General features: G+C 57.3%; 15 protein-coding genes. 10 read left to right on the forward strand and 5 right to left on the reverse strand.

Annotated elements, in window-relative coordinates; genetic code table 11:
* The first annotated feature begins 122 nt into the window (after positions 1–122).
* A complete protein-coding gene (locus AC6I8F_RS02490; protein ID WP_058771350.1) occupies positions 123–1,811 on the forward strand; it encodes a chloride channel protein in 1,689 nt (562 codons plus the stop codon).
* On the opposite strand, the gene AC6I8F_RS02495 is transcribed toward AC6I8F_RS02490, so the two are convergent.
* The gene (locus tag AC6I8F_RS02495; RefSeq protein ID WP_021509697.1) at positions 1,808–2,308 is read right to left on the reverse strand and encodes a M48 family metallopeptidase; all 501 of its coding nucleotides are present in this window, start codon (positions 2,306–2,308) and stop codon (positions 1,808–1,810) included. The two genes, AC6I8F_RS02490 and AC6I8F_RS02495, sit on opposite strands and share 4 nt — an antisense overlap.
* A gap of 81 nt (positions 2,309–2,389) precedes the next feature.
* Here AC6I8F_RS02495 and rlmG point away from each other — a divergent pair, with 81 nt between their 5' ends.
* Positions 2,390–3,508 (forward strand): 23S rRNA (guanine(1835)-N(2))-methyltransferase RlmG, encoded by a 1,119-nt coding sequence (gene rlmG / locus AC6I8F_RS02500; RefSeq protein WP_058771320.1) that lies wholly within the window; start codon positions 2,390–2,392, stop codon positions 3,506–3,508.
* On the opposite strand, the gene AC6I8F_RS02505 is transcribed toward rlmG, so the two are convergent.
* The 3 genes from AC6I8F_RS02505 to AC6I8F_RS02515 form a co-directional block, all read right to left on the reverse strand.
* On the reverse strand, positions 3,509–5,515 hold the full coding sequence (locus tag AC6I8F_RS02505; RefSeq protein ID WP_498028442.1) for a 2,4-dienoyl-CoA reductase FMN-binding domain-containing protein: 2,007 nt from the start codon (positions 5,513–5,515) through the stop codon (positions 3,509–3,511).
* 318 nt (positions 5,516–5,833) lie between these two features.
* The gene (locus AC6I8F_RS02510) at positions 5,834–6,457 is read right to left on the reverse strand and encodes a response regulator transcription factor (protein WP_021509694.1); all 624 of its coding nucleotides are present in this window, start codon (positions 6,455–6,457) and stop codon (positions 5,834–5,836) included.
* 99 nt (positions 6,458–6,556) lie between these two features.
* Positions 6,557–10,231 (reverse strand): ATP-binding protein, encoded by a 3,675-nt coding sequence (locus AC6I8F_RS02515; RefSeq protein ID WP_498028443.1) that lies wholly within the window; start codon positions 10,229–10,231, stop codon positions 6,557–6,559.
* Positions 10,232–10,731: 500 nt separating this feature from the next.
* On the opposite strand from AC6I8F_RS02515, the gene AC6I8F_RS02520 reads away from it, so the two are divergent.
* The 4 genes from AC6I8F_RS02520 to AC6I8F_RS02535 all read left to right on the forward strand — a co-directional run bounded on the left by AC6I8F_RS02520 (position 10,732) and on the right by AC6I8F_RS02535 (position 14,807).
* A complete protein-coding gene (locus tag AC6I8F_RS02520; RefSeq protein WP_058759838.1) occupies positions 10,732–11,433 on the forward strand; it encodes a response regulator in 702 nt (233 codons plus the stop codon).
* Between the two features lie 169 nt (positions 11,434–11,602).
* Complete coding sequence (gene idnD, locus AC6I8F_RS02525) at positions 11,603–12,634, forward strand: L-idonate 5-dehydrogenase (RefSeq protein ID WP_262257050.1); 1,032 nt, start codon at positions 11,603–11,605, stop codon at positions 12,632–12,634.
* 9 nt (positions 12,635–12,643) lie between these two features.
* Complete coding sequence (gene idnO, locus AC6I8F_RS02530; RefSeq protein ID WP_262257052.1) at positions 12,644–13,408, forward strand: gluconate 5-dehydrogenase; 765 nt, start codon at positions 12,644–12,646, stop codon at positions 13,406–13,408.
* Between the two features lie 79 nt (positions 13,409–13,487).
* On the forward strand, positions 13,488–14,807 hold the full coding sequence (locus AC6I8F_RS02535; RefSeq protein ID WP_058771315.1) for a gluconate:H+ symporter: 1,320 nt from the start codon (positions 13,488–13,490) through the stop codon (positions 14,805–14,807).
* Positions 14,808–14,838: 31 nt separating this feature from the next.
* Here the strand turns inward: AC6I8F_RS02535 and AC6I8F_RS02540 are convergent, their stop codons facing one another.
* Entirely contained in the window at positions 14,839–15,549 is a 711-nt protein-coding gene (locus tag AC6I8F_RS02540) for a purine nucleoside phosphorylase YfiH/LACC1 family protein (protein WP_498028444.1), read from the reverse strand.
* 109 nt (positions 15,550–15,658) lie between these two features.
* Here AC6I8F_RS02540 and AC6I8F_RS02545 point away from each other — a divergent pair, with 109 nt between their 5' ends.
* The 4 genes from AC6I8F_RS02545 (at position 15,659) to AC6I8F_RS02560 (ending at position 20,879) form a co-directional block, all read left to right on the forward strand.
* Complete coding sequence (locus AC6I8F_RS02545; protein WP_058771313.1) at positions 15,659–16,468, forward strand: 5'-nucleotidase, lipoprotein e(P4) family; 810 nt, start codon at positions 15,659–15,661, stop codon at positions 16,466–16,468.
* 580 nt (positions 16,469–17,048) lie between these two features.
* Complete coding sequence (locus AC6I8F_RS02550) at positions 17,049–17,690, forward strand: carbonic anhydrase (protein ID WP_159378467.1); 642 nt, start codon at positions 17,049–17,051, stop codon at positions 17,688–17,690.
* Complete coding sequence (locus tag AC6I8F_RS02555) at positions 17,687–19,162, forward strand: SulP family inorganic anion transporter (protein WP_498028445.1); 1,476 nt, start codon at positions 17,687–17,689, stop codon at positions 19,160–19,162. Before AC6I8F_RS02550 ends, AC6I8F_RS02555 begins: the two co-directional genes overlap by 4 nt.
* 292 nt (positions 19,163–19,454) lie before the next feature.
* The gene (locus AC6I8F_RS02560; RefSeq protein ID WP_058776404.1) at positions 19,455–20,879 is read left to right on the forward strand and encodes a GGDEF domain-containing protein; all 1,425 of its coding nucleotides are present in this window, start codon (positions 19,455–19,457) and stop codon (positions 20,877–20,879) included.
* The last annotated feature ends 3 nt before the right edge of the window (positions 20,880–20,882 follow it).

Raw genomic sequence — 20,882 nt, forward strand, 5'->3', positions numbered from 1 at the left:
ACTCTGAAAGCGGCAGAGTAGCATGTTCCCTGGCGGCGCAGGCAGGCGAAATTTGATCCTGCGATCCGCATTCCAATATGATGATGCCAAACCCTTTTTTAACCGACATGCGGGGACGCCGGGTGAGCGGAAGCAAACACGCACTGAACTGGACCACACTGCTGATCGCCATTCCGGTGGGCCTGGTGGCCTCACTGGTCACGCTGGCGTTTCGCGGCATCATCGATCTCATCAATCATCTGCTGTTTCACAGCGACAGCGAAATCACGGTCGCGATGCACGTCTGGCCGTGGATCTTCTGGCCGCTGCTGGTGGGCGCAGGCGGGCTGCTGGCCGGCTGGTTCCTGCGCTACGCGGTGGCGATTGAGCAGCAGGAGACGGTGAAAACCGATTACCTTGAAGTGATTAACGCGCGGCTGGATGCGGTGCCCACCAAAACCTCGCTGTTTCGCGCACTGTCGTCGATTGCCAGTATCGGCAGCGGGGCGTCGATTGGTAAAGAGGGGCCGATGGTGCAGTTGTCGGCGCTGAGCGGCAGCCTGCTGGGGCGCTGGCTGCCAGCGTCCCTCAATATGCGCAACAGCGACATCGTCGCGATGGCCGCCGCCGCCGGTCTGTCGTCGGTGTATCACGCCCCGCTGGCGTCGGCGATTTTTGTCGCGGAAATTGCGTTTGGTATCTCTGCGCTACAGCGGCTGATTCCGCTGATTGTCGCCTCGGCAGTGGCGGTGATGACCATGTGGTCACTGGGCTTTCGCAGCGCGCTCTATCCGCTCTCCGACACGCTGTTTCAAATGGATCTCACCAGCCTGCTGATGACGGTAATCATTGGGTTTGCTGCGGGCGTGGCAGGCTGGCTGTTAATCAAGCTGATTGCGCGCAGCAAAGCGTTATTCAGCCGCGTGCACTCGCTGCCGTTCAGGCTGGGCGCAGGCGGCTTTGCGGTTGGCTTACTGGCGCTGATCTCCACCGATATCCTCGGTAACGGCTATGAAGTGATCGTGAAAATCATTGAAGGCAACTATCTGCTGGCGGGTCTGCTCGGCCTGCTGGTGCTGAAAATGCTGGCGACCACGCTCTCGGTCGGCTCCAACGCGGTAGGCGGCCTGTTCACGCCCTCATTATTGATTGGTGCGCTGCTCGGCGTGGCGCTGGCGCAGACTGGCGTGCTGCTGCATTTGCCGGTGGGCAATACACTGCTGTATGCGGCGGTGGGCATGGCGGCGGTGCTGGCAGCGGTCAGTCAGGCGCCGCTGATGGCGATGCTGATGGTGCTGGAGATGACGCTCAACAGCAGCCTGCTGTTCCCACTGATGATCGCCTCGGTGCTGGCGTCAATGCTGGTCTACCGGCTGCAGTCTGCCAGTACCTATCCGGTGGTAAGCCATCACCTTAATCGTTCAGAAGCGAAATATGATTTTGATAATATGCGGGTTGATCAGCTGATCATCCCCGGCGCGGCGCTGCAGCCGGCGGAATCGGTCGGGCAGGCGCTGGCGGTGAGTTCGCTCAAGCGCGAGCGCTACGTCTACGTCATTAATCAGGCCGGTCAGTTTCTCGGCGTAGTATCAATTCATGACATTTCGCGCAAAGTGCTGGCACAGGAGATCACGCTGGATTCGCCGGTCAGCAGCGTGATGGATGATAATTTCCCCTGCATTTACCAGCACCAGAGCATGCGTGAAGGCTGGGAGGCGTTTGCGCGCGTGACGCTGGAGCGTTTACCGGTGCTGAATAATGCGCAGGAGCGTCGCTTCCTCGGGGCATTGACCAAAACCAGTCTGATTCAGAAAGCGCAGGAGTTTCTTTAGGCCGCGTTGCCGCGCAGCGCCTGTTCGGTCATCCACAGGCGCGCGTCGAACTCCAGCTGGTGATAGTCCGGCTCCATGTGGCAGCACAGCTGATAAAAGGCTTTGCTGTGATCTTTCTCTTTCAGGTGCGCCAGTTCGTGCACCACGATCATGCGCAGAAAGGGTTCCGGCGCGAGGCGGAAAAAGGTCGAGATGCGAATTTCGGCCTTGGCTTTCAGGTTACCGCCCTGTACGCGGGAAATGGCGGTATGCAGGCCAAGTGCATGCTTCATCACTTTGATTTTATTATCCCAGATGACCTTGCTCACCGGCGGTGCGCTGCGCATATAGCGGTTTTTCAGCGCCTGCGTGTAGTCATAAAGCGCGCGGTCGCTGACGACGTCGTGCGTATCGGGATAGCGCTGCTGCAAAAAGGCGGCTAATCGCTGATTATCAATCAGCACTTGCACCTGTTCGAGGATGTTTTCAGGGTAACCCTGCAGATAGATTAATGACATTGGGATTCCCGACGAAAGACAGTATACTGCGCCCCCTTTTCAGGGCGAAAATCGCGCAAAGTGTACCACGCCGGAGATTCCATGAGCCAACTTGAACTGACCGATCGCACGCTGACGCTTCAGCGCTTCCCGCCGATGCGCGAAGAGAGCCCGCTACAGGCGTGGGACGCCGCAGATGAATATTTGCTTCAGCAGGCGCTGCCGGCAGGCCCGGTGCTGGTATTCAATGACAGCTTTGGCGCGCTGACCTGCGGGCTGAACGATCGGGAAATCTGGCACGTCAGCGACTCGTGGCTCAGCCAGCAGGCCGCCCGGCAGAATCTGCGTCTCAACGGTCTGGATGAAGCGTCGGTACACTTTCTTGATAGCCTGGCGCCGTTGCCGGCTGCCCCGGCGGCGGTACTGATTAAGCTGCCCAAAGCGCTGGCGCTGCTTGAGCACCAGCTGCGCGCGTTGCGGACGGTCGTCACGCCGGATACCCTGATTCTGGCGGCCGGTAAAGCCAAAGATATCCATAATTCCACGCTGCAGCTGTTTGAACGCATTCTCGGTGAGAGCAAAACCTCGCTGGCGTGGAAAAAAGCGCGTCTGATTTACAGCCATTTCAGCGCCCCGGCGCTGGCGGACGTGCCGGCGACCACCGTGTGGCCGCTCGACGAGACGCCGTATCACATCCACAATCACGCCAATGTGTTCGCCCGCGCGGCGCTGGATATTGGCGCGCGCTTCTTTCTGCAACACCTGCCGCACGATATTGAGGGCGAAATCGTCGATCTCGGCTGCGGTAACGGCGTGATTGGCCTGCAGGCGCTGGAACAGAATCCGCAGGCCGAGGTGCTGTTCGTCGATGAATCTTACATGGCGGTGGCTTCCAGCCAGCTCAACGTTGAGCTGAACCGGCCACAGGATCTGGCGCGCTGCCAGTTTCGGGTTAACAACGTGCTGAGCGGTTTTCCGTCGGACCGGCTGCATGCGGTGCTGTGCAATCCGCCGTTCCATCAGCAGCACGCGGTGACCGACCACCTGGCGTGGCAGATGCTGCGTGACGCCAAACGCTGCCTGCAGTATGGCGGCGAGCTGCGCATCGTCGGCAACCGCCACCTTGGCTATCATCAGAAAATGAAGAAGCTGTTTGGCAACTGCGAGCTGGTGGCCTCTAACGCCAAATTTGTGGTGCTGCGTTCGGTCAAGCTGCGTTAATCACAGGCTGAGCGCCAGTTCGGTGGCCTGAGCAATGGCGCGCCGTGCATCCAGCTCCTGCGCGACGTCGGCACCGCCGATCAGCCGCACGGCTTTGCCGCGTGCGGCCAGCGCCTGCGCCAGCGTACGCAGCGGTTCCTGACCGGCGCAAATCACGACGTTATCTACCGCCAGCGTCAGCGCTTCCCCCTGATGGCGCAGGTGCAGCCCGTCATCATCAATCTTCAGATACTCGACATCGCCCCACATCTGCACGCCGTGCGCCTGCAGGCTGGCGCGATGGATCCAGCCAGTGGTTTTCGCCAGCCCGGCGCCCGGCTTGCCGGATTTACGCTGCAGCAGCCAGATCTGGCGGTCGGCAGGAGCCGGCTGTGGACGCACTAAACCGCCGCGCGCCTGCAGGCTGCGATCGATGCCCCAGCTTTGGTAGAAGTCTTCCTCGCGATCGGCGTGCTGCAGCAGAAACTCCGCTGTGTCGAAACCAATGCCGCCGGCACCGATAATCGCCACGCGCTGGCCAACCGTTTTTTTGTCGCGTATCACCTCGAGATAGCTCAGCACGCTGGGGTGATCGATGCCCGGAATCGCCAGCTGGCGCGGTGTGATGCCGGTCGCGATGATGACTTCATCCGCCTGTTCCAGTTCGTCGGCGCTGACGCGATGATTCAGGCACAGCTCAACGCCTGCGGCTGCCAGCTGATGGCGGAAATAGCGCAGCGTTTCGCTGAACTCCGCCTTGCCGGGGATCTGGCGGGCGATATTAAACTGGCCGCCAATCTGCGCATCGGCTTCGTACAGGGTGACATGATGGCCGCGCTGCGCCGCCTGCAGCGCGAACGCCATACCTGCCGGACCGGCACCCACCACCGCCAGCCGTTTTGGCTGCGCGGCGGCGATGACCGGCATCAGCGTTTCATGACAGGCGCGCGGATTGACCAGGCAGGAAGTGACCTTGCCGGCAAAGATTTGATCGAGACAGGCCTGATTACAGGCGATGCAGGTATTGATGGCGTCGGGCTGGCCCGCCTGCGCTTTGCTGACAAACGCGGCATCGGCAAGAAATGGCCGCGCCATCGACACCATGTCGGCAATACCGTCGCGCACAATCTCTTCCGCCACCTGGGGATGATTTATACGGTTGGTAGCGATAACCGGTACGCTGACGTGCTGGCGCAGATGCTGCGTGACCCAGGCGAAACCGGCGCGCGGCACGCAGGTGGCAATGGTGGGAATGCGTGCTTCATGCCAGCCAATGCCGCTGTTGAACAGCGTCACGCCGCGCTGCTCCAGCGCCGTGGCAAGCTGCAGCGTCTCCTGCAGTGAGCTGCCGTTATTCACCAGGTCGAGCATCGACAGGCGAAAAATAATGATGAAGGCTTCGCCGACGGCGGCGCGCACCGCCTGCGTCACTTCCAGTGCAAAGCGCTGCCGCCGCGCCACATCACCGCCCCAGCCGTCGTCGCGCTGATTGGTATGGGCGACCAGGAACTGATTAATCAGGTAGCCTTCCGAACCCATGATTTCGACACCGTCGTAACCGGCCTGCTGCGCCAGCCGGGCGCAGCGCGCGAAATCCGCGATGGTTTGTTCAATCTGCGCTTCGCTCAGTACCTGCGGTGTAAACGGGTTGATGGGCGCCTGTAACGCCGAGGGCGCCACCAGATCGCGCTGATAGCTGTAACGTCCGGCATGCAGGATCTGCAGCGCAATTTTGCCCCCCTGTGCATGTACTGCATCGGTTATCTGGCGGTGCCAGCCGCACTGCGTTTCGTCCGTCAGCATGGCTCCGCCCTGCGCCACCACGCCCTGCGCATTGGGCGCGATGCCGCCGGTCACAATCAGCGCAACGCCTTCCCGGGCGCGCTCGGCGTAAAAGGCGGCGAGGCGCTGTGCGCCATCGGCATGCTCTTCCAGACCGGTGTGCATTGAGCCCATCAGGAAACGATTTTTCAGTTGCGTAAAGCCCAGATCCAGCGGGGCAAACAGATGCGGATAACGCTCAGTCATGATCACTTACTCAGTGAGTGGTCGGATGAGTGAACTCTAGCGGGAAAAGTGCGGGCTGGAAATTTGCGGCGCTCAGCCTGTGAGAAACCTCAAAAAAAAGCAGGGCGGCAAGTCGCAGACGAAAGTATCGGACCACTTTCGCCAGGCACGGGAAGAAACCTGCGCGCCCTGTAATGGCATGAAGATTGGGCTAATAAATTAGCTCTGTGGTTATAAATTCCTGTATGACTCAATCTCTATAACAATCCCGGGTGAGGACGAGGTGATGATGCCATGCCTCAGTCGGATTAATCCGCAAGACTGGTCTTGATTTTGGCATCAGCAGGCACCATTTCGCCGTGCCAGTTCGATAATATCGACCAGATTCTTTGATTCGAGCTTTTGAAAAATTTTAGTTTTATAAGTACTGATAGTTTTGTTATTTAATCCTAATTCACAGGCAATGATTTTATTGGATTTTCCCTGCGCCAGCTGACGTAAAATAAGCGTTTCCCGCTCGGTCAGGCGCGACAGCATATCCTGTTCATTAACATAGCGCTGGCGCCGGTCAAGAATATCGCCGGGCAGATAATTTACATTGTTAAATACGCAGCCAATGGCGGCGATCAGCGTCTGAATTGGATCGTATTTCGACACGAAGCCGTTAGCGCCCTGACTAAGCGATTGTATAAGCAGGTGATTGTTACTGCTCTGACTGAGCAGAATGACTTTCATCCAGGTTTTAGATTTTACGATATCGCGTAAAAAGGCGATGCCATTTTTCTCTTTGAAATCAGGATCTAAAATCAGGATGTCGATGTGCTGATGAATAACATCGTCAATACCATCATTAATTGTGTTTGCTGTAGTGACACAATTAAAGCCATTCATTAATAATAAAGCCTGCACCCCAGCCGCAACAAGGCGATGCTCATCAACGATGAGAATTTTTGCATTAAACATAGATCTCCCTTTTACGACACCGATATGATGGCGCTGGCGGACATTATGTCTGGCGGCTTATCCCGGCGAACCGAGAAATGTCTTGATAAGATTATGTTTTTATAAAACCTGCTGATTTTTCAGCCGATATTGTTCAAAGATAATTAATGTTTCATTGACGGTGTTAATTTCGCACGCGATGGCGGCAATCAGTTGCGCGACATCGTGTCCTTCCTGCTGGTGTTTCTCCAGCTTGCGCCCCAGCTCCATCAGCGCGCTGGCGTTAAGAATGCTGGCACCGCCTTTCAGCTTATGGCCAAGCTGTGACAGCGCGTGAGTATCAGTGGTTTGCTGCAGTGCTGCCAGCAATTCATCGTGGCTGGTGCGAATGCTTTCCAGCAGGGTGATGCAGCTGGCAGGATCGCGCTCAGCCAGTTGCATCAGCAGCGGCGCAAAAGTCGGGACCGCCACAGGGGCCGGCAGCGCGGCGACGGCGGTATCAGCAACAGGTTGCCCGGTCACGGCTGCTGCCTCGCTGTCAGGCGCGTTTGGCGTGCGGCGCGTACAGTGGGTGATTTGCGCCAGCAACGTATCCAGATTCAGCGGCTTGAACAGACAGTCGTTCATGCCAGCCTGCAGGCAGCGCTGCATGATGTGCTGCTCGGCGGAGGCGGTCAGGCCGTATAGCGTGATCGGCGGCAGATGATAGTGGCGTTCATGCTGGCGCAGCGCCTGGGCAAATTCAAACCCGTTCATGCCAGGCATATTGCAGTCGGTAATGATCAGGTCAAAGCGCAGCGGATCCTGCTGCCACAGCTTCAGCGCTTCGACGGCGCTTTCGCTCACCACCACCTGATGGCCCGCCAGCTCCAGCTGTTTACCCAGCAGCAGGCGATTAGGCGCATGATCATCAATCACCAGCACCGACAGCTTGTCGGTGACCAGCGGCTGTGACAGATGCGGTTGGGTTTGATCGCGCGGTTCGCCGGCCGGCGCGCGGAAGTAGAAGGAGAACACCGATCCTTCACCTGGCGTACTCTCCACAATCAGTTCGCCATCCAGCAGCTCTGCCAGATTGCGGCAGATGCTCAGGCCAAGACCGGTGCCAATCTGCTGCTGCTGACGTTCACCGACCTGGACAAACGGCTCAAAAATCGCCTGCTGCTGCTCCTCGGTCATGCCGCAGCCGTCATCGCTCACTTCTATGACGAACTCACAACCTTCCTCTTCCTGGCCAATCCCCTGCATCAGCACCACGGTTACGCTGCCGCGATCGGTAAATTTAATGGCGTTACTCAATAGGTTAGACAGGAGCTGGTTGATCATCAGCGGATCGGTCTGTACCCAGTAGGCCGCGATGTCCATCTCTACGCGCAGATCGATCCCTTTGCTTTCGGCCTTGTTGCGGAACAGCGTCACCGCCTGATCGATCACATCCGGCAGGTAAACGGTTTCCGGCGTGGGTTGATACTGGCCAGATTCGATCTTTGACAGATCGAGGATATCGCCGATCAGCGACAGCAGCGCACGCGCCGAACTGTAGGCGACGCGAATATTCTCTGACAGCGTCTCACACGGCTGCGAGCGGGTTTCCAGCTCCAGCAAACCAATGATGGCGTGCAGCGGCGTGCGGATCTCATGGCTCATGCTGGCGAGAAACTCACTTTTGGAGCGGTTGGCTTTGTCTGCGGTGTCCTTGGCCAGCTGCAGCTCCTGCAACAGCGCGTTACGTTCGGTGACATCGACCCAGCCGCCGATCACCCCGGCAACTTCCCCCAGCCGATCGCGAAACGGCAGCGTCCAGTGGTACAGATGGAAGGCCTGCTGGCCAAACATCAGCTGGACGTCGCGCATTACCGCTTCACCATCCAGCAGCGTCTGCTGGTAACCATCTTCAATGGTATGAATGCTGGCGTTATTGGTGTTGAACACGTCCGACAGTCGTTTACCGATTACCTCGTCGCGTTTGATGTGCAAAAAGCGCAGATAGGCATTGTTACAGTCCACCAGCCGCGTTTGCTTATCGCGGATGTACATTGCCACCGGCGAGTCATTAAACAGCGTGTGGGTAAAATTGAGCTGATTTTTTAGCGCATTCTCTGCCTGCATACGCTGCTGAATCACTTTGCGCAGATGGTGGTTCCACAGCAGGATCAACAGAATCAATCCCAGCGATACCGAAACGATCAGCAGAATCGTTTGCTTATAGTTCTGCCACGAGCTACTGAGAAACGGCGGTTCCGCCTGACGCCACTGCGCCATCAGCTTAAACAGCGTTTCCGGCGGGATGGCCAGCAACGCTTTATCGAGAATGCTGATCAGCGTCTCATTGCCTGGCTCTACGCGCATCACAAAGCGTGCGGGATCGGCGCCCAGCGTACCCTCGACGATCAGCCCGCTGCCAAAATGGTTGCGCAGATGATAGTCGGCAAAAATTTTCGGCACGATCACCGCATCGACCTTGCGCGCCAGCAGCTGGCGCAGCGCATCCAGCGGACGATCGGTATCGCTGACCGACAGGTGCGGATAGTGCTCCTGCAGCCAGCTTTTCATTAGCGGATTTTTTAGCATAAGCGCCGAACCAAACGGAAAGGTGTCGCGCGCCATAATGTTTCCCGGCTGCTGATTGCGGATGATCACCCAATGCGAAACCAGCCACGGACGCGTAATCAGAGCCGGTTGTGCTTCGAACTGTGGCTCCAGAATTTCCAGTGGAAACAGCTTTGGCAAAGGACGTCCGCCGGGGTGTTCATGACTGGCGTGCGCCACAAAATTCAGGCCGGTCTGGCTGGTGATCAGCTCCAGCACGTCCGGCGCCATGCCGCGAAACTGCTCTGCCGGCGTCCGGCTGCTGAGCGGTGCCTGCGCCAGCGGCAAGGTGGTCTCGATGTGAATGTTGTTTTGCAGCCACTGCTCTTCGTCGGCGGTGAGCGCCAGCGGATTGCGTTGCAGTACATGATGGGGATCGAGCTGCCAGCGTTTGGCAATCTGCATGCGGATAGACAGCGGAATCTGCGGCAGCGCCTGGTTGATGGCGTCGGCCAGCGCAGGATACAGCGGACTGATGCCGAAACCGACGTTGAGCGGAATCGTATGCTCATCGGCCAGAATAGTAAGCGCGTTGGCAAACAGATAGCGGTTGAGGTGCGTCAGCGTCGCCGCATTTCCCCAGACGCGCGCCGTCTGACCATAAACGGTGGCGGCAACGGCATCATAGTAGCCCGGGAAACGCACCAGCTGCGCGTTTTCGTATGTCTCTTCCAGGTACTGGCGCTGTAGCGGCGTGCCTGACCAGGCGACTTGCTCGGGCATGCCGTTATTGAGAAAAAGGTCGCTGTCGGTCTTTAGTCCCATCACGCTGTAATCCAGCATCCACGGGGCGCTGGCCAGCAGCGGCTGCGACTGTGACGACGGCTGGGCGACGTAAATCGCCAGCATATGCATTTCGCCTTTCAGCACCGCCTGCTGCGCGGCGCTATGGCTGGGGAAGTGATAAAGCTCAATGCTGGTCTCCAGCATGCTTTGTATCAGCGACAGGTAATCGGCGCTCAGGCCTTCGAAGCGGCGCGTATCGGTATCCATATATATCGGTGGCTGTGATTTACCGGCCACCGCGACTTTAATCACTTTATTTCGAAAGGCTGAAGAGATGGGCTCCGCCAGCTGCAGCGCGGGCTGTGCGGTATCGTAACGCGCTAAAAGCTGCAACGGTTTGATCTGCGCCTGTAGCGCGCCGCAAAAAAAAATAAACAGGACCACGCCCGCCAGACGGATGAAATTAACAGGATTAAACACCGTGCGTTCCTGAAGAAAATAAAGTCATTAATGCCGATAAGGGAAAAGGAGTATAAAGAGATTTTTCCCGCCTACCTGATCTAATGCCGCATTAAGGATATTTTGCGACCATTCTCGAATGTTTAACTCATTATTAACATTTGCAGTTTTTTTTAGATATTGCTTTTGCTTTGATTTCAAAAATTTCAACGGTTTATCCATAAAATGACCTTTCAAGACAATTCTTATGTGGTCCTTTCGCAGAGTTACGTCAGAATTTTCGCAGTTTTTCCGGGGCCGCTAACCGCTGCTGGCCATTCATCCGGTAACACTACCTTTTAAATAGCGGTAATAAGTTAAACGCGTAAGCAAGATTCTAATTTTTGTTAACCTGGTGACGTTTGGTTTAAACCGTTGCAGGCGATTTTCTCTGCAGCGGTCAGCGCATACTTTCAGGTCATTTTCACTGGTGTGGTTATCAGTACTGGACAAAATTGAGACTGTAATAAAGGAATAAAAGAATGGTATATGCACATAATAAACAGGTGCGTGTCGCTGTCCTTGATGATCACCCGATGGTTCGTACCGTTTTCGAGTTATGCCTGAAACACGAACCCGATATTCATCTGGTCGGGACCTGGTCTTCAAGTAATGAATTGTTTAGTCAGCTGCGCAGCACTACGGTGGATGTGCTGGTGCTGGACTTTTTGCTGGGCGAGCGGGAACTGGATGGCCTGGCCCTGGTGAAACAGCTGCGAAATCACTATCCGCAGCAAAAGATATTGATCTCATCGTCCATGGAGAGTCCGGCGATTGTCAAAATGGTGCTGAGCGCCGGCGTTAAGGGCTTTATTGGAAAAAGCCACAATATGCAGGAGATCGTCCAGGCGATTCGTCAGGTGGCGCAGGGGCGGCTATTCCTGTCACAGGAAGTGGCGTACGAGGTGGAAAACCTCTACGTGATGAATGAAGACGCCATCAACGAAAACCTCGATCTCTCCAGCAAAGGCAATATGTATGAGAAGGTCAAAACCCTCAGCCCGCGCGAAGTAGAAGTGGTGCGCTGTTTTCTGGATGGGCTCAGCGTGTCGCAAATTGCCGTGAAGTTTAAACGCAGCCGCAAAACCGTCAGCGGACAAAAGCAGTCGGCGCTGAAAAAGCTCGGCCTGCGCTCAGATTCGGAATTGTTCAAATACAGCCACGACCTGATGTCGGGCAGCTAATCCTTCTTTAAGGCGGTCAGGGATGGCCGCCGTCTGCTTTTCCGCCTCTCTGCATCACGTTCCCGGTAACAGCCGTTTTGTAACATCGCTTTGAGTGATGTTCGTCACAGTTTCGCCGGCCGTATCCCGCTGTGATAGCCCCCATTGCTACAGCACTGAAGGGGCTACGATGAACATTGAAACGCAATCCTGCGTCATTACCGGCAAAAAACAGGTCAGCGTCGCACAGCAACAGGTGCAGTGGGACGGCACCGGCACGCTGGTGCGCATCACGCGCGGCGGCATCTGCGGGTCCGATCTGCACTACTATCAGGAAGGTAAAGTCGGCAGCTTTGAAGTGAAGATGCCGATGATCCTCGGCCATGAAGTGATCGGCTACGTGGTGGAGAGCGACGATCCGCAGCTCCAGCCCAATCAAAAAGTGGCGGTCAATCCCTCAAAGCCGTGCGGCAGTTGTAAATACTGTCTGCGCGAGCAGCAAAATCAGTGCACCTCAATGCGCTTTTTCGGCAGCGCCATGTATCTGCCACACGTGGATGGCGGCTTCACGCAATACAAGGTGGTCGATAGCGTGCAGTGCGTGCCGTTTCCGCAGGAGGCCGATGACAGCGTAATGGTGTTTGCTGAACCGCTGGCCGTGTGCATCCACGCCACGCAGCAGGCGGGCGATCTGAGCGGCAAAACCGTGTTCATTTCCGGCGTCGGGCCGATTGGCTGTCTGATTGCCGCCGCTGCCAAAGCCCGTGGAGCTGCAGAGATTATTTGCAGCGATATCAGCGAACGCTCGCTCAGCCTGGCGCAGCAGATGGGCGCGACCGGGGTGATCCACGCTGCTGACGGTGATTTCATGCCTTACCTTGCAGATAAAGGCTTCTTCGATGTCGCTTTCGAGGCTTCCGGCCATCCATCTTCGCTGCAGCGCTGTCTCGACGTGGTGTGCGCCAAAGGCACGCTGGTACAGGTTGGCATGGGCGGTACGATTCCGGATTTCCCGCTGATGATGCTGATCGCCAAAGAGATCAATCTGGTCGGTTCTTTCCGTTTCACCCACGAATTCAACACGGCGGTTGACTGGCTGGCAGGCGGCGTGGTCAATCCGCTGCCGCTGTTCAGCGGCGAGTATGACTTACAGGATATCGACGCGGCGCTGCAGTTTGCCGGTGATAAAACCCGGGCGGCGAAAGTCCAGTTAACGTTTTAAGGAGTCAGTATGAGTCAGCTATTTTCCCTGGCGGGCAAGCGTGTGCTGCTCACCGGTTCGGCGCGCGGCATCGGTTTTCTGCTGGCGCGCGGTCTGGCGGAGGCGGGCGCGGAGGTGATCATCAACGCCACCACCGAGTGCGGCGCAGAGCAGGGCGCGGCGAAACTGCGCGAGCTGGGTTATCACGCACGGGCGAAGGCCTTTGACGTCACGCAGTCGGCGCAGGTTCAGCAGGCGGTGGAGGAGATTGAAAGTCAGTGGGGCGCGATTGATATCCTGGTGAACAATGCCGGCATTCAGCGCCGCCGGCCGTTTCTCGAGTTTCCCGAGCAGGACTGGAACGACGTGATTGCCGTCAACCAGACAGCGGTGTTTCTGGTGTCACAAACCGTGGCGAAAAGAATGGTGCAGCGTCAGCGCGGAAAAATCATCAACATCGGCTCAATGCAGAGCGAACTGGGCCGCGACACCATCACGCCCTATGCCGCCTCCAAGGGCGCGGTCACCATGCTGACGCGCGGCATGTGCGTGGAGCTGGCACGCCACAATATTCAGGTTAACGCCATTGCGCCGGGCTATTTCGTCACCGAGATGACCCAGACGCTGGCTGACGATCCGGCCTTCACCGGCTGGCTGACCAAACGTACGCCGGCTGCGCGCTGGGGCAAGCCGGAAGAGCTGATTGGCGCGGCGGTGTTCCTGGCGTCGGGCGCATCTGATTTCGTCAATGGCCATCTGCTGTTTGTTGATGGCGGTATGCGCGTCGCCGTGTAATGGCGTGGCGCGGCTGGCGTAATTGCCGGCGCGCGCCTAAACCTTAAACACCCCTCTGTCTTCCTAAGGATAATAAAAAATGCCAATAACCATAATTGTGCTGGGTGTGATACTGCTGCTGGTTCTGATGATTGTCTTCAAGGTCAACGGCTTCATTGCGTTGGTGTTTGTCTCGGCGGTGGTAGGTATCGCCGAAGGCATGACGCCGCTCAATGTGATGGCCTCGATTCAGAAAGGTATTGGTTCCACGCTCGGCGGCCTGGCGATGATCCTCGGCTTTGGTGCCATGCTCGGGCGGCTGGTGTCCGATACCGGCGCTGCCCAGCGGGTGGCCACCACGCTGATTGCCGCGTTCGGTAAACAGCGGCTGCAGTGGGCGCTGGTGGTCACCGGACTGATCGTCGGTCTGGCGATGTTCTATGAAGTCGGTTTTGTACTGTTGCTCCCGCTGGTGTTCACCATCGTTGCGGCAGCCGGACTGCCGCTGCTGTACGTCGGCGTGCCGATGGTGGCAGCGCTGTCGGTGACGCACTGCTTCCTGCCACCGCATCCCGGTCCAACCGCCATTGCTACCATCTTTGGTGCTAATCTCGGCACCACGCTGCTGTACGGCTTAATCATTACCATCCCGACGGTGATCATTGCCGGTCCGATCTTCTCAAAATTCCTCAAAAGCTTCGAAAAGTCGCCGCCGGAAGGGCTGTATAACCCTAAAATTTTCACTGAAGAGGAGATGCCGGGCTTCTTTATCAGCATCTTTGCCGCGGTGATTCCGGTGGTTTTGATGGCGATTGCGGCAGTTTGCGAACTGACGATGCCGAAAGAGAATGCGCTGCGCCAGTTCTTTGAATTTATCGGCAACCCGGCGGTGGCGCTGTTTATCGCCGTGGTAATTGCGGTGTTCACCCTCGGTCTGCGTAACGGGCGCAAAATGGAGCAGGTGATGGATATGTGTGGCGATTCGATTGCCGCCATCGCCATGATCGTCTTTATCATTGCCGGCGGCGGCGCCTTTAAGCAGGTGCTGGTGGATAGCGGTGTCGGTAATTACATCGCCGATCTGATGAAAGGATCGTCGCTGTCACCGCTGCTGATGTGCTGGACGGTGGCGGCAATGCTGCGCATCGCGCTGGGATCGGCCACCGTCGCGGCGATCACCACCGCCGGCATCGTAACGCCGATCATTGCCGCCACCCATACCGATCCGGCGCTGATGGTGCTGGCGGTTGGTTCAGGCAGCGTGATCGCTTCGCACGTGAACGATCCGGGTTTCTGGCTGTTCAAAGGCTATTTCAACCTGAGCGTGGTTGAAACCCTGAAAACCTGGACGGTAATGGAAACGCTGATCTCCATCCTCGGCCTCGCCGGTGTGCTGGCGCTCAACGCCATCATTCACTAAGGCCCGCGCTTCACAGGGAGGTGAAGCGTGCTTACGCGCGGCGGCGAATCCACGAGAAACGTGACTGATAGCCGCTGTCAAAATGGGTGTTATAGCGATAGCTCGAACCCGCCTCCGCCATGCAATAAGTACACACCGCCACGCGATCAATCTGCGCCGCCGGAATGCCGCGCTGTAACAGCAGGCTCTGCGCCAGCTGAGGCAAATCAAACCATACTCCCTGATGATGCGCCTGTGCCTGAGGTCGGATCGCCTGCGGATTATGCGGCTGTTGCTGTGACCAGCTTAGCGCCGGCAGGTCCGGGCGCTGCTGCATCTGTGCGATGCGATCAACGCCCAGCTCATAGCAGCACGGGCCGATCGCCGGACCGATCGCCACCAGCAGGGATGCCGGCGTCGCGCTACCCGCCAGCAGCTGATCGAGGGCACTGCTCAGCACGCCGCCGAGCGTACCCTGCAAGCCGGCATGCACCGCCGCCACCTGATGCGTTTTCACATCGGCAAATAGCACTGGCAGACAGTCAGCGGTGTAAACCGCAACCGGCTGATGATCGTCACTGATCACTCCATCGGATTCACAACTTTTCGGCGGCCGGTTTTGTCCGGCCAGCACCACTTTTGCGCTGTGCCGCTGCTGTCCGTAAGCCGCAGCGGCCGGTGCCGGCTGACCGGCAGGCTGAAAGGCATACTCCAGCCAGCGTTGACTCTCCAGCAGCGCCGAGCGCGGCCCGCGATTATCCATAAGTGTCTCCTGTGACCTGACCCCGGTTTTCCTCTGCCCACAGCTTACGTTAACTGCTACATTTTTAAAGCTTTACAAAAACTGACCATAATCACTTAAGGACGACATGATGAAAAACACCTCCTGGCTGGCCGCGGCGGGCCTGATTGCCCTGACGCTCACCGGCTGTGCCCAACCGCAAAAACAGCAGGCTCAGCAGCAACTTGGTCAGCAGTCGGTGCTGGCAGTCAACTGGTTCCAGCAGTCTGGCGAGTATCAGGCGCTGAGCTGGCAGGCGTTCAACACGGCACGCATGGCGTTTGATAACGCTCCTTCGCTCACCGGCAAACCCAAAGCGGTGATTGTTGATCTGGATGAAACCATGATCGATAACAGCGCCTACAGCGCGTGGCAGGCAAAAAACGGCCAGCCGTTCTCCGGTAAAACCTGGTCAGCGTGGACGCAGGCGCGTCAGGCGACCGCGGTGCCCGGTGCCGTCGAATTTGCCAACTACGTGAATAGCCACGGCGGCACCATGTTCTACGTCTCGAACCGCGATCAGAAAGACTACGCGGCCACAGTCGATAACCTCAACAAGCTGGGCTTCAGCGGTGTAAGCGACAAAACGGTGCGTCTCAGTACCGGCAACTCCAATAAACAGGCGCGTTTCGACGCAATTAAAAATGCCGGCTACAACGTGGTGCTGTATATCGGCGATAACCTGAATGACTTCGGCGGTGCCACCTGGCATCAGGGCAACGCGCAGCGCCAGCAGTTTGTCACGCTCAACCATCAGCGTTTTGGCACCCAGTTCATTGTGCTGCCCAATCCACTGTACGGCGACTGGGAGAGCGGCATGGCTGAAAACTACAATAAGTTAACCCCGGAACAGCAGCTGCAGGTGCGTGAATCCCGCATGAAAGCCTGGAACGGTAAATAATTCGTCAAGCGAAATAGCGCCTGCCCTGGCGGGCGCTTATTACAGGCGGTCAGCGCCAGTGATATTTACGTTTCTTTGTAATTATTATTCTGCTTATCATTTTCCCGATCTCTTACTTAATCCCTCCGCCGCCTTCAGTGAAATATCATCGCAAATAACGTTAAAACCAGCTGATAACACTATTCATAAATTTAGTAATTAGGATTTTTCTCAGCGAGCAAAGCGTAATCCACCATAACAGCATAAAGGCGCAAAAGTTTTACGTGTATATATTTGTCAGTGCATCCGAAATGCGTTTTAAAAAATCATATTAATAGACTGATTATATTTATTTTTAATGAAATTCCTGCTGATTGCGTCACTTGCATTAACTTACTTTGTCGTGACATTTGCTGACACTTATTTTACATAAGGTCGCTTCTTCTGCCGGGCTGAAATATTCATGGTGCAAATCAATTCATAAGCGTCTATAACCAATTTCTGTGAGAAAGCGCCGTATTCACCTGCCACAGAACGCCAAAACCGTGCTGCGCCATGCATTTATTTGCCCGGAAGCGCTATTTGCGGATACAGAGAGAAGATAATTGTGACGACCCTTAAACCCTTATTAGCGAAAAATCGCAGTTGGGCACTCCAGCGCCGCGAGCGTAATCCAGATTACTTTGAACAATATCTGCATCAGCAGAAACCCCACTCCCTGTGGATTGGCTGTTCCGACAGTCGCGTACCGGCAGAAGTGCTGACCGGCTCGCATCCGGGCGAGCTATTCGTGCACCGCAACATCGCCAATATGGTGCTACCGGACGATGACAACTTTCTCAGCGTACTGCAGTACGCGATTTTTTATCTCGGCGTCGAGCGCATTGTGCTGTGCGGTCACTACGGTTGCGGCGGCGTGCAGGCGGCGCTGGGTCTGCCTGCCAGCCCGTTAGCGCAGGAGGATTCGGCGCTTGCCCGGCGCATTGCCGCGCTGCGCCGCGCGTTGCAGCACGGGCTGGTGGCCTACCACGCCAGTCCCGCGCAGGAAGAGGAGAGCAGTAAGCTTAACCAGCTGGTTGAAGCCAATGTCATCGCCCAGTTTAGCCAGCTGGTGCGCTGCGAGCCGGTGCAACAGGCCTGGCAGGCCGGACAGCAGCTGGATGTATTTGGCTGCGTTTATGACCTGCAGTCCGGCCATCTGAAAGAGTTAATCCAGCAATCGTCAGAGGAACCCTCATCATGAATCTGCAAACGCTTCGTCAGGATATTCCTGCTGGTCTGGTGGTGTTTCTGGTGGCGCTGCCACTGTGTCTGGGCATCGCGCAGGCCAGCGGTCTGCCGCCCTTTGCCGGTCTGCTCACCGGGGTGATCGGCGGTCTGCTGGTTACCGCGCTCAGTCCCTCGCGCTTTGCCGTGAGCGGCCCGGCGGCGGGGCTGGTGACCATTGTTGTGGCCTCAATCCAGACGCTCGGCAGCTTTTCCGCATTTCTCACCGCGCTGATTCTGGCTGGCGTGCTGCAGTGCATGCTCGGCCTGCTGCGCGCCGGTCGTTTTATCTCACTGGTGCCAGGTAGCGTCATCAAAGGGATGCTGGCGGCCATTGGCCTGCTGTTGATTATGCAGCAGATTCCGGTGGCGCTGGGCGCAGCAAGCGATGCCGGTCTGCAGTCGCTGGTCAGCGGGGAGTTTTCGTTTTCGCTCAGCGCGATGCTGGTGGCCGGTAGCGGGCTGCTGATTCTGTGGCTGTGGACCACGCCCGCGATCAAAGCGGTTAAAGCGCTGAGCTGGATCCCCGGCCCGCTGGTGGCGGTGCTGTTTGGCTGCCTCGCCACGGTGTTGGGCGATCGCCTGTTTCCCATCCTCGGCGAAGGCCTGCCGCGTATCGTATTGCCGGCGTTTGAAAGTATGTCGGCGCTGGTGGCGGAGCTGGAAACCCCTGACTGGCTGGCGTGGCAGAATCCGTCGGTGTGGGTGGTAGCGATTACGCTGGCGCTGGTGGCCAGCCTTGAAACGCTGCTCAGCCAGGAGGCGCTGAAAAAACTGCGTCCGCAGCACCCGGCGCCGTCACCGAATAAAGAGATGTTCGCGCAGGGCATCGGTAACCTGACCGCCGGCTTGCTCGGCGCGATGCCCATTACCGCGGTGATTGTGCGCAGTTCGGTCAACGTCAGCGTGGGTGCCCAAACCAAACTGTCGATTCTGCTGCACGGCGTGCTGCTGCTGATTTGTGGCTTGTGGTTCAGCGCTCTGCTTAACGCGATTCCGCTCGCCAGCCTGGCGGCGGTGCTGCTGTATACCGGCTATAAGCTGGCAACGCCGCGCCTGTTCGTCGAACAGATTCGCATGGGCGCGCAGCAGTACGTGCCGTTTCTTGCCACCATCGGCGGTATCATTGTGTTTGGCATGCTGGCCGGGATTGGTATCGGTATCGCGACGCAGATTCTGTGCAGCATCTACCAAAGCCATCGCAACGCGCTGCAGCTTACCCGCTATGACGACCATTACGTGCTGCGCTTTCAGCAAAACCTGACCTTTATGCACAACCCGAAGTTGCAGGGGCTGCTGGCGGAGATCCCGGAAAATAGCGTGGTAATTGTCGATCACGATAACGCCGAGTATATGGATGCGGACGTGAAAGCGGTGCTGCAGGATTTCGGGGATAGCGCCGGTGAGCGCGGCATCCGGCTGAGCCAGTGGCCGGTGGCGGTGAAATAACGTTCCCGCGCGCAGTCATGCAGTTTTTTTCGCCAGAATCGGATATCCCGGATATCCGATTTTTTTATTTATACGGCATAATTGCCGCTCACTGCGCCTGCCTGTTTCACATGCTGCCGGCGGGGCTGGTAGCTCGTCTCTGGCTTTCATGGCAGAGTGAGCGCCGCTCAGTCGCAGAGCAGGGCGACGAATACCGGGTTAATTAGCGAATTATCGCACGGATTTTTCAGGTTAAATGATTGCTGATGCCAGCGACGGATGGCAGCGATTTCAGGTTACAGGGTTCAGACGTATGCGCGTTAAGCTGTTTGAAGAGAATAATGTTAAAAAGAATGCTCTTTCGCTGTGTCTTATTACGCTGTTCTTCTGCTTTATTGGCAGCCACCTGCGTATTCCCGAAGAGTTTTCCCTGTTCTGGCCGGTGAATGCCCTCATCGCCGGTTTGATGGTGCGCAACCCGTTTTTACACACCACCTCCAGTTATCTGGTGTGTTTTGCCGCCATGATTTTCAACGATACGGTCTTTTCCGGCTGGGCACTGCCAGCGGTGACGATTAATTTTGCCAATATCCTGTTTATTCTGGTGTCAGTCAGCATGCTGATTAAGCATCTGCAATCGCCAACCGCAAACAGCCAGGTGTTCAACGCCATGCGCATCTTTCCGGCGTGCCTGCTCGGCGCGGCAGCCTGCGCCACCTGGGGGGCGTGGGCGCAGGATATCGACTTCAACGCGCGCTTTGTGGTGGCGTGGGCCGACTGGTTCAGCGAGCAGTTCTCCACCTCGCTGATGCTGCTGCCGGTGATGCTGACGCGTCCGCTGCGCAGCGTGCCGCTGCGGACGCTGGTACACCCGGCCAGGCTGCTGCCGTTGCTCGCCGTGGCGCTGTCGCTGACGGTGGGGGCGCTGATTGGTGGCGCGGGCAGTCTGACCTTCCCGGTGCCGGCGCTGATCTGGTGTGCCATTGTTCTGCCGATTCCGATCACCAGCCTGGTGATTCTGTTCACCGGCATCACCGAGATCGTGCTGGTCTCGCACGGCGTGATGAATATTCAGGGCGATGATTCGCTGCTGCCCATCAGCCATCTCACTTCCGCACGGCTCGGCGTGGCCACCGTGGCGCTCAGCCCGCTGCTGGTAGCGGTGAGCATGGACGCCATTCGCCAGCTTAACCATCGCCTGGCATTGCGCGCCAATTATGATTTCCTCACCCAGCTACTGTCGCGCTCCGGCCTGTATGAAAACCTGCGCCAGCAGCCGTTTTCCCTGCAGCGTGAAGCCGGCGTGATTATGCTGGATGTCGACTACTTCAAAGCCATTAATGACAATTTCGGCCATGATGCCGGCGATGGCGTGCTGGAGGAGATTGCGCGCCGTATTCAGCACGTGGTCGGCAGTCGCGGCCTGGTGTGCCGCTTTGGCGGCGAAGAGTTCGTGGTGGTGGTATTTGATTACACCCACAGCCAGCTGTTTCAGCTGGCCGAAGTGATTCGTCAGGCAATGGTGAAAGAGAAGTTCTGGATTCAGGGCAACACCGTGACCGTGACGGTCAGCCTCGGCCTGGCGCGCGGCGGTGCGGTTAACGAACGTGAATGGCCGGGGGTAATCAACCGGCTGGTGTCAGCGGCGGATAAACACCTTTACGTTGCCAAGCGCAATGGCCGCAATCAGACCTCACCGGCAATCGCGCCGCGCAGCATGGCGCATGACGTGGCCTGAGCC

It is taken from the genome of gamma proteobacterium symbiont of Axiagastus rosmarus, from assembly GCF_059730925.1.

Bases quoted from the DNA above. Each gene is read 5' to 3' on its own strand.
- AC6I8F_RS02560 (WP_058776404.1), top strand. From the start codon at position 19,455: ATGCGCGTTAAGCTGTTTGAAGAGAATAATGTTAAAAAGAATGCTCTT.
- AC6I8F_RS02540 (WP_498028444.1), bottom strand. From the start codon at position 15,549: ATGGATAATCGCGGGCCGCGCTCGGCGCTGCTGGAGAGTCAACGCTGG.
- idnO (WP_262257052.1), top strand. From the start codon at position 12,644: ATGAGTCAGCTATTTTCCCTGGCGGGCAAGCGTGTGCTGCTCACCGGT.
- AC6I8F_RS02510 (WP_021509694.1), bottom strand. From the start codon at position 6,457: ATGTTTAATGCAAAAATTCTCATCGTTGATGAGCATCGCCTTGTTGCG.
- AC6I8F_RS02545 (WP_058771313.1), top strand. From the start codon at position 15,659: ATGAAAAACACCTCCTGGCTGGCCGCGGCGGGCCTGATTGCCCTGACG.
- AC6I8F_RS02535 (WP_058771315.1), top strand. From the start codon at position 13,488: ATGCCAATAACCATAATTGTGCTGGGTGTGATACTGCTGCTGGTTCTG.
- AC6I8F_RS02495 (WP_021509697.1), bottom strand. From the start codon at position 2,308: ATGTCATTAATCTATCTGCAGGGTTACCCTGAAAACATCCTCGAACAG.
- AC6I8F_RS02505 (WP_498028442.1), bottom strand. From the start codon at position 5,515: ATGACTGAGCGTTATCCGCATCTGTTTGCCCCGCTGGATCTGGGCTTT.
- rlmG (WP_058771320.1), top strand. From the start codon at position 2,390: ATGAGCCAACTTGAACTGACCGATCGCACGCTGACGCTTCAGCGCTTC.
- idnD (WP_262257050.1), top strand. From the start codon at position 11,603: ATGAACATTGAAACGCAATCCTGCGTCATTACCGGCAAAAAACAGGTC.
- AC6I8F_RS02520 (WP_058759838.1), top strand. From the start codon at position 10,732: ATGGTATATGCACATAATAAACAGGTGCGTGTCGCTGTCCTTGATGAT.
- AC6I8F_RS02555 (WP_498028445.1), top strand. From the start codon at position 17,687: ATGAATCTGCAAACGCTTCGTCAGGATATTCCTGCTGGTCTGGTGGTG.